The 14565-nt window shown below is 36.3% G+C and carries 20 protein-coding genes, 1 riboswitch and 1 other annotated feature; of the genes, 5 read left to right on the plus strand and 15 right to left on the minus strand.

The annotated features are described in order from the left end of the window. The 9 genes from gcvT to comGA all read right to left on the minus strand — a co-directional run bounded on the left by gcvT (position 1) and on the right by comGA (position 5885). On the minus strand, positions 1-1104 hold the full coding sequence (gene gcvT / locus RCJ95_RS00810) for a glycine cleavage system aminomethyltransferase GcvT (protein WP_337976968.1): 1104 nt from the start codon (positions 1102-1104) through the stop codon (positions 1-3). 248 nt (positions 1105-1352) lie between these two features. Then, positions 1353-1445, minus strand: a riboswitch (glycine riboswitch). 144 nt (positions 1446-1589) lie between these two features. Then, on the minus strand, positions 1590-2105 hold the full coding sequence (locus tag RCJ95_RS00815; RefSeq protein WP_004231053.1) for a shikimate kinase: 516 nt from the start codon (positions 2103-2105) through the stop codon (positions 1590-1592). A gap of 20 nt (positions 2106-2125) precedes the next feature. Further along, positions 2126-2287, minus strand: a complete 162-nt coding sequence (locus RCJ95_RS00820; protein WP_225340350.1) for a hypothetical protein — start codon at positions 2285-2287, stop codon at positions 2126-2128. A 16-nt stretch (positions 2288-2303) separates the two neighbouring features. After that, on the minus strand, positions 2304-2729 hold the full coding sequence (gene comGF / locus RCJ95_RS00825) for a competence type IV pilus minor pilin ComGF (RefSeq protein ID WP_221680137.1): 426 nt from the start codon (positions 2727-2729) through the stop codon (positions 2304-2306). Then, positions 2722-3039: a hypothetical protein gene (locus tag RCJ95_RS00830; RefSeq protein WP_446721794.1), complete on the minus strand. Its 318-nt coding sequence runs from the start codon at positions 3037-3039 to the stop codon at positions 2722-2724. The genes comGF and RCJ95_RS00830 overlap by 8 nt, the downstream gene beginning before the upstream one ends. Continuing rightward, positions 3032-3469, minus strand: a complete 438-nt coding sequence (gene comGD / locus RCJ95_RS00835; RefSeq protein ID WP_221680135.1) for a competence type IV pilus minor pilin ComGD — start codon at positions 3467-3469, stop codon at positions 3032-3034. The genes RCJ95_RS00830 and comGD overlap by 8 nt, the downstream gene beginning before the upstream one ends. Beyond that, entirely contained in the window at positions 3469-3807 is a 339-nt protein-coding gene (gene comGC / locus RCJ95_RS00840) for a competence type IV pilus major pilin ComGC (RefSeq protein WP_004231042.1), read from the minus strand. Before comGC ends, comGD begins: the two co-directional genes overlap by 1 nt. 10 nt (positions 3808-3817) lie before the next feature. After that, the gene (gene comGB / locus RCJ95_RS00845; RefSeq protein ID WP_446721795.1) at positions 3818-4891 is read right to left on the minus strand and encodes a competence type IV pilus assembly protein ComGB; all 1074 of its coding nucleotides are present in this window, start codon (positions 4889-4891) and stop codon (positions 3818-3820) included. Continuing rightward, positions 4866-5885, minus strand: a complete 1020-nt coding sequence (gene comGA, locus RCJ95_RS00850) for a competence type IV pilus ATPase ComGA (protein WP_369578935.1) — start codon at positions 5883-5885, stop codon at positions 4866-4868. The genes comGB and comGA overlap by 26 nt, the downstream gene beginning before the upstream one ends. A 326-nt stretch (positions 5886-6211) precedes the next feature. Here comGA and RCJ95_RS00855 point away from each other — a divergent pair, with 326 nt between their 5' ends. Both RCJ95_RS00855 and RCJ95_RS00860 read left to right on the plus strand, forming a co-directional pair. Further along, on the plus strand, positions 6212-6922 hold the full coding sequence (locus RCJ95_RS00855) for a helix-turn-helix transcriptional regulator (RefSeq protein WP_446721796.1): 711 nt from the start codon (positions 6212-6214) through the stop codon (positions 6920-6922). A gap of 117 nt (positions 6923-7039) precedes the next feature. Next, entirely contained in the window at positions 7040-7282 is a 243-nt protein-coding gene (locus RCJ95_RS00860) for a DUF2626 family protein (RefSeq protein ID WP_004231035.1), read from the plus strand. A gap of 75 nt (positions 7283-7357) precedes the next feature. On the opposite strand, the gene RCJ95_RS00865 is transcribed toward RCJ95_RS00860, so the two are convergent. Beyond that, positions 7358-8002 carry an MBL fold metallo-hydrolase gene (locus tag RCJ95_RS00865; protein ID WP_009370182.1) on the minus strand — a complete coding sequence of 215 codons (645 nt, stop codon included), beginning with the start codon at positions 8000-8002 and terminating at the stop codon, positions 7358-7360. Between the two features lie 169 nt (positions 8003-8171). On the opposite strand from RCJ95_RS00865, the gene RCJ95_RS00870 reads away from it, so the two are divergent. After that, positions 8172-8351 (plus strand): DUF2759 domain-containing protein, encoded by a 180-nt coding sequence (locus tag RCJ95_RS00870; protein ID WP_004231029.1) that lies wholly within the window; start codon positions 8172-8174, stop codon positions 8349-8351. 55 nt (positions 8352-8406) lie between these two features. Here the strand turns inward: RCJ95_RS00870 and tyrS are convergent, their stop codons facing one another. The 5 genes from tyrS to rpmG all read right to left on the minus strand — a co-directional run bounded on the left by tyrS (position 8407) and on the right by rpmG (position 13463). Beyond that, the gene (gene tyrS, locus RCJ95_RS00875) at positions 8407-9621 is read right to left on the minus strand and encodes a tyrosine--tRNA ligase (protein WP_221680131.1); all 1215 of its coding nucleotides are present in this window, start codon (positions 9619-9621) and stop codon (positions 8407-8409) included. Positions 9622-9730: 109 nt separating this feature from the next. Continuing rightward, positions 9731-9972, minus strand: a binding site (T-box leader). 257 nt (positions 9973-10229) lie between these two features. Next, the gene (locus tag RCJ95_RS00880) at positions 10230-12125 is read right to left on the minus strand and encodes an LTA synthase family protein (RefSeq protein ID WP_004231024.1); all 1896 of its coding nucleotides are present in this window, start codon (positions 12123-12125) and stop codon (positions 10230-10232) included. A 280-nt stretch (positions 12126-12405) separates the two neighbouring features. After that, positions 12406-12615: a YqgQ family protein gene (locus RCJ95_RS00885; protein WP_004231021.1), complete on the minus strand. Its 210-nt coding sequence runs from the start codon at positions 12613-12615 to the stop codon at positions 12406-12408. Beyond that, a complete protein-coding gene (locus RCJ95_RS00890) occupies positions 12608-13201 on the minus strand; it encodes a 5-formyltetrahydrofolate cyclo-ligase (RefSeq protein ID WP_221680130.1) in 594 nt (197 codons plus the stop codon). Before RCJ95_RS00890 ends, RCJ95_RS00885 begins: the two co-directional genes overlap by 8 nt. 112 nt (positions 13202-13313) lie before the next feature. After that, positions 13314-13463: a 50S ribosomal protein L33 gene (rpmG, locus tag RCJ95_RS00895; protein WP_008408521.1), complete on the minus strand. Its 150-nt coding sequence runs from the start codon at positions 13461-13463 to the stop codon at positions 13314-13316. A 150-nt stretch (positions 13464-13613) separates the two neighbouring features. On the opposite strand from rpmG, the gene RCJ95_RS00900 reads away from it, so the two are divergent. After that, positions 13614-14066: a hypothetical protein gene (locus RCJ95_RS00900; RefSeq protein ID WP_263082506.1), complete on the plus strand. Its 453-nt coding sequence runs from the start codon at positions 13614-13616 to the stop codon at positions 14064-14066. A 3-nt stretch (positions 14067-14069) separates the two neighbouring features. Next, positions 14070-14552 carry a hypothetical protein gene (locus RCJ95_RS00905; RefSeq protein WP_446721797.1) on the plus strand — a complete coding sequence of 161 codons (483 nt, stop codon included), beginning with the start codon at positions 14070-14072 and terminating at the stop codon, positions 14550-14552. Positions 14553-14565: the final 13 nt, after the last annotated feature.

Genomic DNA, 14565 nt, shown 5'->3' on the forward strand with positions numbered 1-14565 from the left:
TTATTTTGAACGCTTGTAAAACGGTGTTTCTACTGTTATTACCTTTAAGTGTTTACCGCGAATTTCAATTTCTAGCTCAGTTCCGATTGTTGCGAATTGACTGTCAATTAATGCGTGACCAACATTACGTTTAGATGAAGGAAGCTGTGTACCCGTTGTCACTTCACCGATTTCTTGACCATCCTTAAACACTTTGTAGCCATGGCGTGGAATGCCTTTATCAATCATTTCAATGCCTACAAGTTTGCGTGGTAGACCATTTTCCTTTTGAGCTACTAATGCTTCATGACCAATGAAGCCTTCTTTATTTAATTTCACAGCGAAGCCAATACCAGCCTCTAGAGGAGAAATTGTTGCTGATAGCTCTTGACCATATAGTGGTAGCCCAGCTTCAAAACGAAGTGTATCACGACATCCTAGTCCAGCTGGAACAACCCCTTTTTCTTGACCTGCCTCTAAAATTTTACCCCAAAGCGCTTTGATGTCTTCTGGAGCGCCATATAATTCAAAGCCATCTTCACCTGTGTAGCCACTGCGAGAAACTAATACTTTATGTCCTGCAACCTCCACATTCTCTTGGAAGCGGAAAAATTTAATGGCACTTACATCCGCCGAAGTAAGGGATTGAAGAACCTCTTCTGCTAGTGGACCTTGAAGAGCTATTTGTGCATAGGCATCCGATTGGTTATCAATCGTCACATCATATTGATGTTGATTTTCCATCATCCAATCATAGTCTTTTTCAATGTTAGCTGCATTGACACATAATAAATAGTGATTGTCAGCTAATTTATATGTTAATAAATCATCAACAACGCCACCATCTTCGTAACACATTGCCGTGTACTGTGCTTGACCGTCAACAATTTTTGATACATCATTTGATAAAAGATTTTGTAAAAAACCTAATGCATCGGGACCAGTTACTAAAATCTCTCCCATATGTGATACATCAAATAAGCCTGCACGATTACGCACTGCATCATGTTCTTCTTTAATAGAAGAGAATTGAACAGGTAATTCCCATCCACCGAAGTCAACTGTTTTTGCACCATATTTCGCGTATTCTTCAAATAGAGGTGTACGTTTTAATTCATTCGCCATTCTTTTTTTGCCCCCTTATTGTTAGTTACATTTTTACTGGTAGTAGTTCGTCTGCTTTTTGTATTCCTACAGTCAATTACGTAAATCAGGCTATAGACATAAAAAAAGACAGACGAACCCCTTTTCGGGATTCTCTGTCCTTGCACCTGAAAGTTACACCAGACTGGCTCGCAAGCTCTACGTTGCCAATCAGTCGGCTTTCCCCTTTGGTGGCTGTTATTGTTATACTACAGCTCTCTCCAGAGTTGCGTCTTGTACGAGTCCTTTTACCTGAGAGATTCATAGCCCATTGCTACTTGCTCCTTCGGTGGCGTCTACACGCTCTCTCCCCGCACAATCATCCGCCCAAGATAAATCTTGGTACTATTTAGTATTCAATGAACATTTAGTTACTTATTTGTCTATATCCTAACATTAAATGCATTGGAAAGGCAATCATTTTTTAAAAGATAATAAAACACGAACATTAAATAAAAGAAAGTAATTCATCGTTCGTTTTTCAACCTTTTCACTTGAAATACTAAATACTCTAGAATTTGGCGAATCGTCCTACCTTCTGTCAGTACCTGAATATGACCTGCATCACGGTAAAACTTCCTTCTGTAGTGATACAGACTTTCTAGCTCCTCCTTTGTAGAACTCTGTACAATGGGTCTATTTGGATCATGCTGAACTCGTTTATAAATATCTTCAAACGACGCATCTAAAAAAAACACCAGTCCACTACGTCTCATAATTTTTCGATTTTCAGCATTGATGGCAACGCCACCACCAGTCGAAATAATACAAGCCTCGTCCCTGAAATTTTTCAAAAATTCTGTTTCTATTTCTCGAAAGTGGGCCTCACCGTATTTTTCAAAAATCTGTGGAATTGTCATCCCCTGCTGACGCACAATCTCATGATCCATATCATAATATGGCATCTTCAATAAATAGCTTAAACGTCTTCCTAATGCACTTTTTCCACTACCCATAAAACCAACTAAATATATTTTTCGCAATTCGATTCACCTTCTTATAACTACGATTCTACACTGTCTGACAAAATTTGTCCCAATAAATTTATCGTAGCTCGAACATTCAATTTTTCTAGCCCATCATATGTTCGATACTGCATTTCATAAGACATATAATACGCAAGAACAAAAGTAGTTACAAAAAATAATAATGCAATTGCGATCAAAAAAATAGCCCCTCTATCATTTTTCAATAATTGGCACATAAAAGGTTCGCTCCTTTAGAATACCACTAGCCATTTCAACAGCTATCGTCAGCTTATTTTCGGAATAGCTAAATTGACATTTATTGATTCCTATTAGTATAGGAACATGTCCACCCTTTACCTGCTCACGGATAATATTCGAGTAGCAATCAATATGATGGAGCGTATTAGCTGTTTGGAAAGTTATTCTTTTTTGATCTTCACGAATGGAAAAGGTGGAAATATCTTTTAGAGAGAGGTTCAAATCAGAAACAAATAGTTCCCACTTTGTTTGTTCATCTGTTAGCATAGTGGACTTCATTTCAGCAAACCAAAGTATTATAAGGACAAAAAAATGAGAAATAAGCACAAAAACGACTAATTGAAACATAGCTTCTATTAATGTATAGCCTTTCTCATTCATGAACTTCACCTGTCACTTGAATACATTTTTGGTGTGATCCCTGTAAATTTTGAAATTGGACACAAACTTGTTGTTCGTCAACTTTCCAATGATAAGCAACCTGTTCAATGATTCGAGAGCCCTCTGTTACTTGAATCGCATGGTACTGTTTTAAACCTTCGTATGCTGTTTCAGCTGCAATTAGCTCCATTTTTTTATTAGCAAGATTTGTTTTCATCGTATAAGTAATGGGGATTAACGAAGTACAAAGTAACATCAAAATACCCACACCTAAAATAGTTTCTACAAAAGAATAGCCTGACTCATTCAATCCTAGCTCTCCCTCGTCCTAATGTTATGATTACTTTTCTCTTGCCCTGTGGTGTTTTAAATGCCATGGTGCCTGCTGTCATCACATTGCCGCTATAGTTATAGACAAGTGTTTGAATTGAACTCTCAGCTGGCAAAAATTCAACCCCCTTTGGAAAAGAGCGTTCATATAAATGAGTATAAATATCTTTTTGAATAGTATAACGATTTGTTGAACCTTCCATTTTCAGGGCTATATATTGTCGTTGGCTCATACTCGAGGTTTGAATATATTGAATATCCAGTTGTAATTGCGTAAAAAATCGTTCTAATTCCTTGGTTTCTGCTATTTTCAATGAGAACTTACTAACAATCGCTGTTAAACTCATAACAAGAAATAAGACAACCAGCATTTCAAGAATTGTAAAACCACCGTTTTTATGAACATTCATTAGCTATCAGTACCTGTTTCCAAGTTGACATTGGCTGGGCGTACCTCTCCCTCATTAGTAATCACTATTTCTTCTTTATTTGGGCAGGTTGTTTCATTTTCCTTTAAATAGCCTTTTGCCACTAAATCATCTAAGGTAGGATAAGCCATATAATCTACACGATACGCCTCTACTTGGCCTTGTACCATGCTTATATAAGCTGTACAGCCTTTCTTATCTATTGTGGCGAAATGCTTTGTAACGTTTGGGATTGTAATTAAAATAAGGATGGATATAATTAACAGAACTATAAGCATCTCGATTAAAGTAAAACCAGCTTGTTGTTTGAGTCGTTTCATCATCTTCCTCCTAAACTAATTCAATCATGTGATAGATGGGTAATAATAAACTGATATAAGCCGCTATTATACAAGCAGCTATAAGGATAAAGAAACTAGGCTGCACAAAAGCTAATATTTTTTGTAAAAGCTGTTCCTGCTTTTCCATTAATAAATCGCTATACAATACTAATTCTTTTCCTAAATAGCCGCTGTGCTCGCCATGCTCTACGAACATTGGAAAATCTTTTTGAAAAACGGCCATCATCGTTACCGCCTGTGTCAGTGATTCTCCAAAGATGACTCTTTCTTTTATACGCTGTGAAAGAACTTGGAGAAATAGTTGTAGCTGCTGTTCCTCTAATAGCTGAAGGCTTGCTTGTAATGAAAATCCACTTTGTAGTAAGCTGCCTAAATAAGCAGCAAACTGCCTTGTCAATGCCAGCCTAAAATAGCGCTGTATAAAGGGGATTTTTAATAAAATTGTTAGTTGATGAGCAACAGCTTGTCGTTTGAGATAGAATCGAAAAATGATTAGGCTACCTATTACTATGAACATGGTCGAGATAACTACATCTGGTACATGTAATAACAGATTGGACAACGCAATACTTGTCTCTTCTGTTTCAGAGGTACGACTGACGACCATTCTTTCAATGTTCGGTAAAAAAAATGTACGAAACACAAAAAATAACAACAATAAAAAGATAATCAGTGTGACAGGGTAGATCAGCAGCTTGATTAGCTTTTTCTTAGTCTTTTCACTTACTGTTATCTGTTTAGCCACACCTTTAAATGCTTCTATCATGTGGCCATTGTTTTCCGCCACCTTAATTGCCATTAAATAATGATTCCCTAGCTGTAATGTTTCAAATATCCCTGCAACCCCTACTCCTTGTCTGAGCTTTTCATCAATTTGCTGCTGTATGTCCTCATGGGCTTCGATATGATGAGGTAGTAGCATGGAAATAGCTTGGGGAAATAAATATCCTTCCTGCATTAGTACACATAAACGATTGAAAAGCTGAGCTTGTTCCTTTACCCGCCATTTCGTAGCCCGATTATAAAAAAGAACAATTTTATCGATGTATGTTTGTAACTGCATATAGGCTCTCCACTAATTCCTTTTGCCCCATTAATGTTAAGTCATAAGGAAGTTTGTAATTTCCCTTATCCTTGATGGCGGTGATGGCTCTTGATAGATGATCGTCATGTAATATTTCATAGACAGCTCGACGTTCTCCATGTAGAGCTGAGGTCTGAACAAGCATTTGGGCAACTATACCGATAACCGTTTGACGAAGCTCCTCTATCGACACACCTAAATCCATTAAACGATAGAGACAATTAATGGAGTCTTTTGCATGAATAGTGGAGACAACTAAGTGCCCTGTTAGAGAGGCTTGGATGGCAATATTTGCTGTTTCTCTATCGCGAATTTCACCAATCATAATGACATCAGGTGAATGGCGCAAAATGGCTTTTAATCCTGCAGCATATGTAACACCTGCTCGCTCGTTGACTTGAATTTGAAGTAAATTGGCTTGGCTGTTTTCTACAGGATCTTCTAAAGAAATCACATGTCGATTCAATTCTGTGGAACAGTAATGGATTAGGGAATAAAGTGAAGTAGACTTGCCAGAACCTGTTGCTCCCGTAAAAAATAGAAGACCTTGTCGGTTTTGTACCAGCTCCATGAGTTGGTGAGCTGCGCTTTTGGAAAAGCTTAGGGAAGTTAGTGGAAATGCATGATTTTGGAGAAGTAAACGAATAATTAAGCTTTCTTTTAAAAATACAGAAGGCAGTGTGGATACTCGAAACGAATAAGAATTTTGCTCCATTGCTTTTTGAAAGGCACCGCTTTGAGGTTTACGACGCTCACTAATATCTAATTCGGCAAGAAATTTATAGTAAGAGATCATTCTTTCTGCAAGTTCATGAGGTAGCTCACCAGCGTGGAGAAGTTTATCATATTTCCGAAAATAGATCCGATACTTTATGTTTCCTGGAACTAACAATAAATCGGATGCTCCAAAATGATAGGCCTTTAGTAAAAGTTGCTCACATTTTTGTTCGACAACTGTTTCAAAACTCTGCATATATGCACCTCTCTTTTAGTTCATTCGAATATGACCGCTCTATTCGTTATTTCCTAGTATAAGGAGGAACTCGCCACGAGAAAAGCCCTTTTCAGAAAATAAAAATTTGCAAGTTAATTTTCTGCCAATAATGTTTTTTGCTATAAAAATGTGGATAAAGTGCAATTTTCCACTAAAAAAGAATATAAATGCATGAAAAAATTAATATTTATGCCGAAATGAACTGTATCTTTTTCAATAATACAATATAATAGTATCAACATGATTATTTTCCTAACACTTGGTAGACGAACAAAATTTTTATAAAAATTAAAGAGGTGAAGCTCATGATCCATCCATTAAAAATTACTAGTACACTAGCGGATGAAACAAGATACTCTATTTATGAGTACATATTGCAAGAGAAAAAAACAGTTACTGTACAACATATTGCTGATAAATTCGGTATCCATCCTAACGTTGCTCGACTTCATTTAACGAAGCTTTCAGAAATAAATATTATTACAGCTGACTATGTAAAAACAGGTAAAGGTGGCAGACCTGGACGTGTTTATAAAGCTTCAGAAAAAGGCGTATCTCTTACTTTTCCAAGACGTGAGGAAGATCGTTTATTAAAATGGACGATACAATTAATTGAAGACTTTGGTCCATCTGCATTAACAAAGTGTCAGGAAATTAGCTACCAAGACGGCTACCAGCAAATGAAAAATTATATGAATGCTGAATTGACATTAAGTAATTCTCTTTCCTTCGAAGAAAAACTTCAGCTATTAACGGACAATGCCGCATTAATTGGTTATATTCCACAAATTCAACAAACTGAGAATGGAAAAAAAGTTATCTTCTCCATCTTCAATTGTCCCTTCCAGGAGCAACTGACAGCCTATTCTGAAATTGTTTGTTTATTACATGAATCCTATTTAAAAGGGCAATTAGATGCATTGTTTACGAACAATGAATTTGTGCAAATGGAAAGTATGATACATAATTGCGATTTATGTAAATATGAAATAAACGTGACAGAAATCGATAGCTAGATTAAAAATCCATTTGTTTGTCACAAACATGGAGAAGTTCCAGTTTACAGACACCTTTCATATCATTTATAATGAGTAAGAGATTATTGTGTCGTGGGCAAAAGGAGGGGAAATTTCATGGATAATATGTATAAAGTTATGGCATTCTGGACAGGTATTTTTGCCGTTATGTTCTACCTTGGAGGTATGAACGAGGTATCGCTATTATTCTTAGGTAATACAGGTTTATTCTTATTATTAGGCTTCTTAAACCTTTCAGAACGTATGTACATGTACATTTTCGGAGCATATTTAACTGTATTCTTCGCTGGCTTCACGTACTATACAACATTCATTCACGTACCTGGTGGCGGTCATTAATACAAACAAAATCGCGTATCTCACTTTCGGTGAGATACGCTTTTTTATGTGCTAAAACAGTTTATTAGCCATATTTTAAAATCCATTTAAAAAAGGATTTGTCTCCATTTCTGCGCCTACCGTTGTATAATTACCGTGTCCAGGATAGATAATAGTATCCTCAGGTAATGTCAACAGTTTATGATGGATCGATTCCAATAAAATTTTGGTTGATCCACCTAATAGATCTGTACGTCCTACACCTTGTTCAAATAACGTATCTCCCACGATGGCAAAACCGTCATTTTCAAAGATATAGGAAATACTCCCCGGTGAATGCCCAGGTGTAAAAACTGCTTGAAACACAAAATTACTCATTTCAATTTGCTGTTCTTTTTTGATAATTGTATCTTGCGCTGGTGCAGCTACCCTATAATCTGGTAATGCAGGATATTTACTAGAGCCATTTTTCGTTGGATCTGCTAGCCAACTAACTTCCTTTTCATGAATCCATACAGGAACATCAAATACCTCACGCACTGCATCTACTGCCCCTATATGATCAAAATGGGCATGTGTTAAAAAGATAGCAAGAGGTTTTAAGCCGTTGCTACGGATTGTTTTAATTAGACGCTCCGCTTCTTCACCTGGATCAAATACGATACATTCTTTTTCTTTATTCGATACGATATAGCAATTCGTTTGGACGGGACCAAGAGAATAACTTCGTACGTTCATCATAGTTATCACCTCAATTTCCTATTATACAGGCTTTGCCACAATTTGACGATAAATGTTCATAGTTTACAGTATTTTAGTCCTCGACAAAAACAAGTAGAACGTTTACAATTAAGGAGGAATATTGTTTGCGACATTCATTTTCTGATGTCGAAAGGAGTGTCTATTTTTAATGAACTTATTAATGGTTATTTTTGGTCTAGTAGCGATTTTAGCTGTATTTGGTACATTCCAAGCAATTAAAGAAAAGAACCTTTTAAGCGTTGTTTTCAACTTATTAAGTGCTGCTGTATTCGGATGGTTCGTCATCATGACGATTGTTCACAGCGGTTACCCACCAAAATTACACTAAAATTTAGACAAAAAAAGAGCAGTCTCCTCGGAGATTGCTCTTTTTTTGTCTGTTATTACTTATTGAATTGAAGAAATCGCTTCTTGCCAATTTGTAGGACATCATTATTCATTAATACTTGTGATAAGTCATCCATCGCCATTTTTTCTCCATTCAAGGATACTCCTTTTTGCTTGATTAACCGCAAAAACTCACTCTTACTTTGAATAAAACCCATTACCACTAGTTGTGGAATGATATCCACGATTCTTTCCTTATCAATTTCCAAGAGCAGTATAGGAATGTTTTTTGGTATTTCCCTTTTTTGAAATGCTGCTTCAAAATAAGCTCTTGCTTCCTCCATTGCTGTAGATCCATGGTATAAAGCCGTTATAATTTCTGCTAATAGGAATTTCAAATCGCGGGGATTCTCTCCCTTTTGTAGTCTATCTTGAATAGCCTGCACATGTAGTGGATGCTCATCTGTTGCTAATTCGAAATATTTGATAATTAAAGTATCTGGGACTTCCATCACCTTTTTAAACATAATCTCAGGTGCTTCGTTGATGCCAATATAATTACCTAAGCTCTTACTCATTTTTTCTATGCCATCTAATCCCTCTAGCAAGGGCATAAAAATAGCAATTTGTTTTTCTAATCCCCGATGCTTTTGTAAGGTGCGTCCCATTAAAATATTGAAAGTCTGATCCGTTCCACCTAACTCTATATCTGCCACAAGCTCTACTGAATCATATGCTTGCATGAGTGGGTAGAAAAACTCATGTATACCAATTGGGATGTGCTGCTGGTAGCGTTTCTGAAAATCCTCACGCTCTAAAAGTCGAGCAACAGATGTTGTGGCTGCTAGCTTGATGACTTCTTCAAAGGACAGCTTCGCTAACCATTCACTATTAAAACGAACCGTTGTCTTGTTCGGATCTAGTACTTTAAAAATTTGCTCACAATATGTTTGGGCGTTTTTCTTCACTGTATCGTCATTTAAGGCTGTTCGCCCCTTGGCTTTACCTGTAGGATCGCCAATTCGTCCTGTAAAATCACCGATAACAATAACTGCATGATGGCCTAAATCTTGCATTTGCTTGATTTTTCGTAGAACAACCGCATGGCCTAAATGAATATCTGGTGCGGACGGATCTAGTCCTAGCTTAATCGTTAAAGGTCGCTGTTCTTTATATGATCGCTCTAATTTTTCAAGTAAATCCTGTTCGTCAACGATCTTGTTAGCACCTTTCTTGATAATCGCCATTTGCTCCTTTGGTGTTAAAAACATACGAAACATCTCCTTGTAATATTAAATATTAATATTGCAAGTTCTATAAGAGTAAATGTGGGGTACCGCTTTTGCTTAGAAGGCATAAAAAAACGCCTTTAGGAAATTCCTAAAGGACGTAGATAAACGTGTTACCACCTTTTTTCGAGAGCTATTCACATAGCCCTCCTTAACAAGTACAGCCATAGCGATACTTTTGCAATGATTACGGATGCAACCCCGTCGTAGCCTACTAAAGTTTCGGTACGCAGCTCCAAGATGTATTCACTTTAATATCCCCTTGCGCCTCTCAACAACCGGCTACTCTCTGTTAGTTCCATTAAAGTTACTCGTTCTTTTCGATGCCTTTCACTCTTATACTCCGAAATGCGAAAAACAAATCTTCGTTATGCAGATATTTACACTTATTATAATCGTATCTTTCTATTTGTCAATAAAAAGAAATGCCCAATAAAGTGTATTCACGTTGCATCATGTTGTAAAACATTGCGAAAGGTGTTTTCTTTAGCATAAGATTCACAAAAAAATATTATGAATGGTTGATTGTGACCAATTCCTTTATATCAGCAATATAAAAAGAGAGATCCCTATACGAGATCTCTCTTTGATTACTTAACTGAATCCTGCTTTAAATTACCTGTTTTTTCGTCATAGAAGCGAAGTAAGTCGCCATTAATGATGGCATCGGAATTTTCTAGCTCCATTGTGGCACGATCAGCATAAGACTGACATGGCTCACCATCTATTTCTTCGCCAGTTGCTTTGTCATAGCAAGCTTCACCAGCATAGACGTATTTATCTGTAATAAAGCGTCCATCACGGAAGACTACAAAGTCCTCATGCTCTGGAGAGAATAAATCCGCACCCATTTGCATATCTTTTGACGTTTCAACGCCAAGAAGGTGTAAGATCGTTGGACGTAAATCCATTTGTCCTGAAATCTCAGTCATTTCTTTTCCATCGCCCGCTCCTGGGATGTGAATGAATAAAGGTACTTCTTGAAGCATTGCATTATCCATTGGTGTAATTTGATCTTTTCCTAAATATTGTGCCATTGCTTTATTATGGTTCTCAGAAATACCATAGTGATCCCCATACATCACAATAATAGAATTATCATAGACACCTTGATCTTTTAACTGTTGGAAGAAGTCTTTTAATGCCTCATCCATGTAACGTACTGTTTGGAAGTAACGATTTAATGTACCTGAATTTGAATCATATTCAGGAATCATAATATCTTCTGGATCCAATGTAAATGGATAATGGTTCGTTAAAGTAATAAGTCTAGAGTAGAATGGCTGAGGCATATCTTTCATTAAAGCAGCTGATTGCTCTAAGAATGGAACATCTTTCATTCCCCAGTTTACAGCTTGCCCCTCTTCCACAGTATATGAATCTATATCGTAGAATTTATTAATTTTTAACGATTGATACATCATGTCACGATTCCAGAATGATTTATTATTAGGGTGCATGACATTTGTAAAGTATCCATTTTCTCCAAGGCGTTCAGCCATTGAATTATACGTATTTCCACCATGCGTGAAGAATACAGCACCTCGACCTAAACCAAACAATGAGTTTTCAACAATAAACTCGGAGTCAGATGTTTTTCCTAAACCTGTTTGGTGATAGAAGTTACTGAAATAATACGTATCTTTATCTTTTGTTAGAGAGTTTAAAAATGGCGTAATTTCATGACCATTCATGTCATTATTAATGACAAAGTTTTGTAATGACTCCATCGACACCACAATCAGGTTACGACCTTTATATTTCCCAAACATCTCTGGATTTACAGCAGCCTGATTAGAGCGTATATAGTTGTTCACTTCTACTAGTTCACTACCATCGGCTAACGCACGTTGTGCAGATGATTTAGATTGAATATAAATGTCATACAAGTGGTAATTGTACGTACCAATGTTTTTTACTAATAATTCGCGGTCAAAACTACGTGTTAGTAATTGTGGACGCTCCGTTTCTGCTAATCCTAAATTTAAGAATGTCATTGCTATTGCAAGCACAAAAAATGCACGACGGAATTCAATATTCACTTTAAATGCATCTTTCATTTTTGGTAAAAATTTATTCGCTAAGATTAAGATAACGACATCAACGAAATATAATACATCCCAAGGCTCAACAATGGCTGCTACTGATGTTCCTAAGTCACCAAAGTTACTTGTTTGGAATAATACTGGTAGCGTAATAAAATCATTGTAGAATCGATAGAACGCTACATTTCCGTATAAAACAATGGACAAAATAACGCTGACCGTAATCAAATAACGATTTCTAGCTTTTGCTGATTTAAAGAATAGTGATAAACCATACGTAAATAGCAAGAAGCTTAATGGATTAATAAATAAAATAAACTGTTGCATTGCATTTTCAATTTTCATTTCAAAGCTTGTGTGGTAAACAATGACCGTTTTGATCCAAGTTGCTATAATTGCTAGTATCATAAATGAATGTTTAGGCCACTTTATTGATTTCATTCCTAACATCCTCCCTACTTCCTTACAAAAAAATAATAATTTTTTACATTTTGTTACGGAAACAAAATATATCTTAATCCTTTTTTAACAGATAATCAACACATATCTCATGGAAAATTTTTTCTCTTTGCTCTTTCTATGCACCAGATATCTATATATACGTTTTGCATTGTAAAAAGTTTCGTAAAAACATAAAAACAGCGGAAACCCACTGTTTTTAAGAATATTACATACATGTTACATTAATTTTACAATACCCAATTACATTATATTTCAAACATTACTTTTTATGCTCTTCCATACGAAGTCTTGTTGTTTCTTGTCGAATAAGCAGTAGGGCCATTTGATAATCTTTTATATCTAGTACATTCGCTTTATAGAGCTCACGTATTTCATCCTCCATCAGCATCAAATCGCCAATAGGATCACGTGTATAAATATAGGTACCATATGTTTTCAAGAGTTCATAAATATCTAGCATTTTATCCATTTTCGTTCGCTCCTCGTTGTGCAACACAGTCAATACGTTTTGTAGGCGTCACAATGATATCTACTGGGCAATCATGTGCTTCAGTAGGAACACAATCAATGATTTGCTCATCAAAGAGCAACGACATCAGCTTACCCTTGTTATAGTTTAATACATAGCGGTCATAATAACCACCGCCATAGCCGATTCGATAACCGTATGGATCAAAAACAACGCCTGGTACAATAATGATATCCATCTCATTTGCGTCAACAAACTCACTTTTTGCTGGAATGGGCTCACGCAAATGCATATATACAGTTTCAAGCTGTGCAAATGAATCAATTGCATAAAATGACATTTCTCTTGTTTTCGGGTGACATTTAGGAACTGCGACCTTTTTCCCTAGTTTCCATAATTCCTCAATTAGAAGAATTGTGTCGACTTCTGGCTTATTTGAAATGGTCATACCAATTGTATTTGCTTCTATTATATATGGTTCCTGTAGCACCTTTTTTAACACAGCTAATGATTGACGATAATAATCTTCATCCGTCAAGGTTGCAAGGTCTTTGCGTACCGTGTTTCGTAAAGTTGTTTTATCCATCTAGGCTACCTCCTATATCGTAAAACGTCATATCCTCCTGGAAGTGTTACATTGAATGATTTGATAAAATGTAGAAAGCCAAAACCACTTGTGGTTTTGGCTTAATGAGCGATTACTTAGTTTCACGGTGAAGAGTGTATTTCTTCTCGCGAGAGCAATATTTTTTAAGTTCAAGACGCTCTGGATTGTTACGCTTGTTCTTTTTAGAAATGTAGTTACGTTCGCCGCAATCTGTGCAAGCTAAAGTAATATTTACGCGCATCATTAACCCTCCCACTCTATATCAAGAATTTAAATTTGAGCATGATTTATACGACTAACCTATTATAACATAAACTGAAAAAAAATCTACCTTCATTTCATATTAAGTTTGCATATGGTAAAATATCTTATAATTACATACTACATTGAGGTGAAACTATTGGATTTATCCATCGTATTAATGAGTATCGGAATTTTTCTGATCATTGTTTCGTTCTTTTTCAAAAATAGCACGAAAAAAATCGAACAAGATGTCGAAGAATTATCTATCTCCATCTTCCAAGAAACGAATAATTTAAAGCGTCGCCTTAAGATTGTGGAGGAAGAACTTTTACTAGAGCCTGAGTTCCAAGTGAAATCAAAATCAAGTATCCCTCCAAAAGGTCAAGATCCTAAAGTGCACCAAGTCATGCAGGCCGTTCAACAGGCTGCACAGGCTTCAAAAGTTGGACAAACAACAGCAGCAGCAAAACCGATTCATCAAATTATTATTAGTCAGGTACTTGAATTAAATAAACAGGGACTTTCTGTAGCAGATATTAGTATTCGCTCAAATTTAACAGAAGAGCAAGTTCGGCAAGTGATTGCAAACGGGGGGCGTTAATTAATGAATAAGTCTGCCATTCGTGCATTTGGTATAGCCATTTTTCTTGTTGGGGCATTGCTCGCACTCGCAAACCGCTTCGATGTAACTATCGGTCTTCCTACCAAGGAATTTTCCAATCAACAACAGGTTGAAGAACTACAAAACAAATTAAGTAAGGCCAATCAAGAAATTGCCTCGTTAAAGGATCAATTAAAGCAAGTACATACGACTGAAAAAACTTCTACAACAGATGCATCTGAACAAGCTGATGAAGAAACGGCTACGGATGTAACAACGATGTCTCTGCAAATCTATAGTGGCATCACACCGTATAGTGTGGCACAAAAACTTGAAGACGGTGGCATTATTACCAATAGTGTTGAAATGGAGTTACTACTCGCTAACCCTAAATATGCTAGAAGCTTACAAATCGGCTCCTATGAGGTCAATTCTTCCATGACCTTAGAAGAAATAGCTAATTTAATTACAGGCAAGAAACAATAACTTAAAAAGCTGT

The sequence above is a fragment of the Lysinibacillus sp. BSL11 genome (assembly GCF_052928325.1).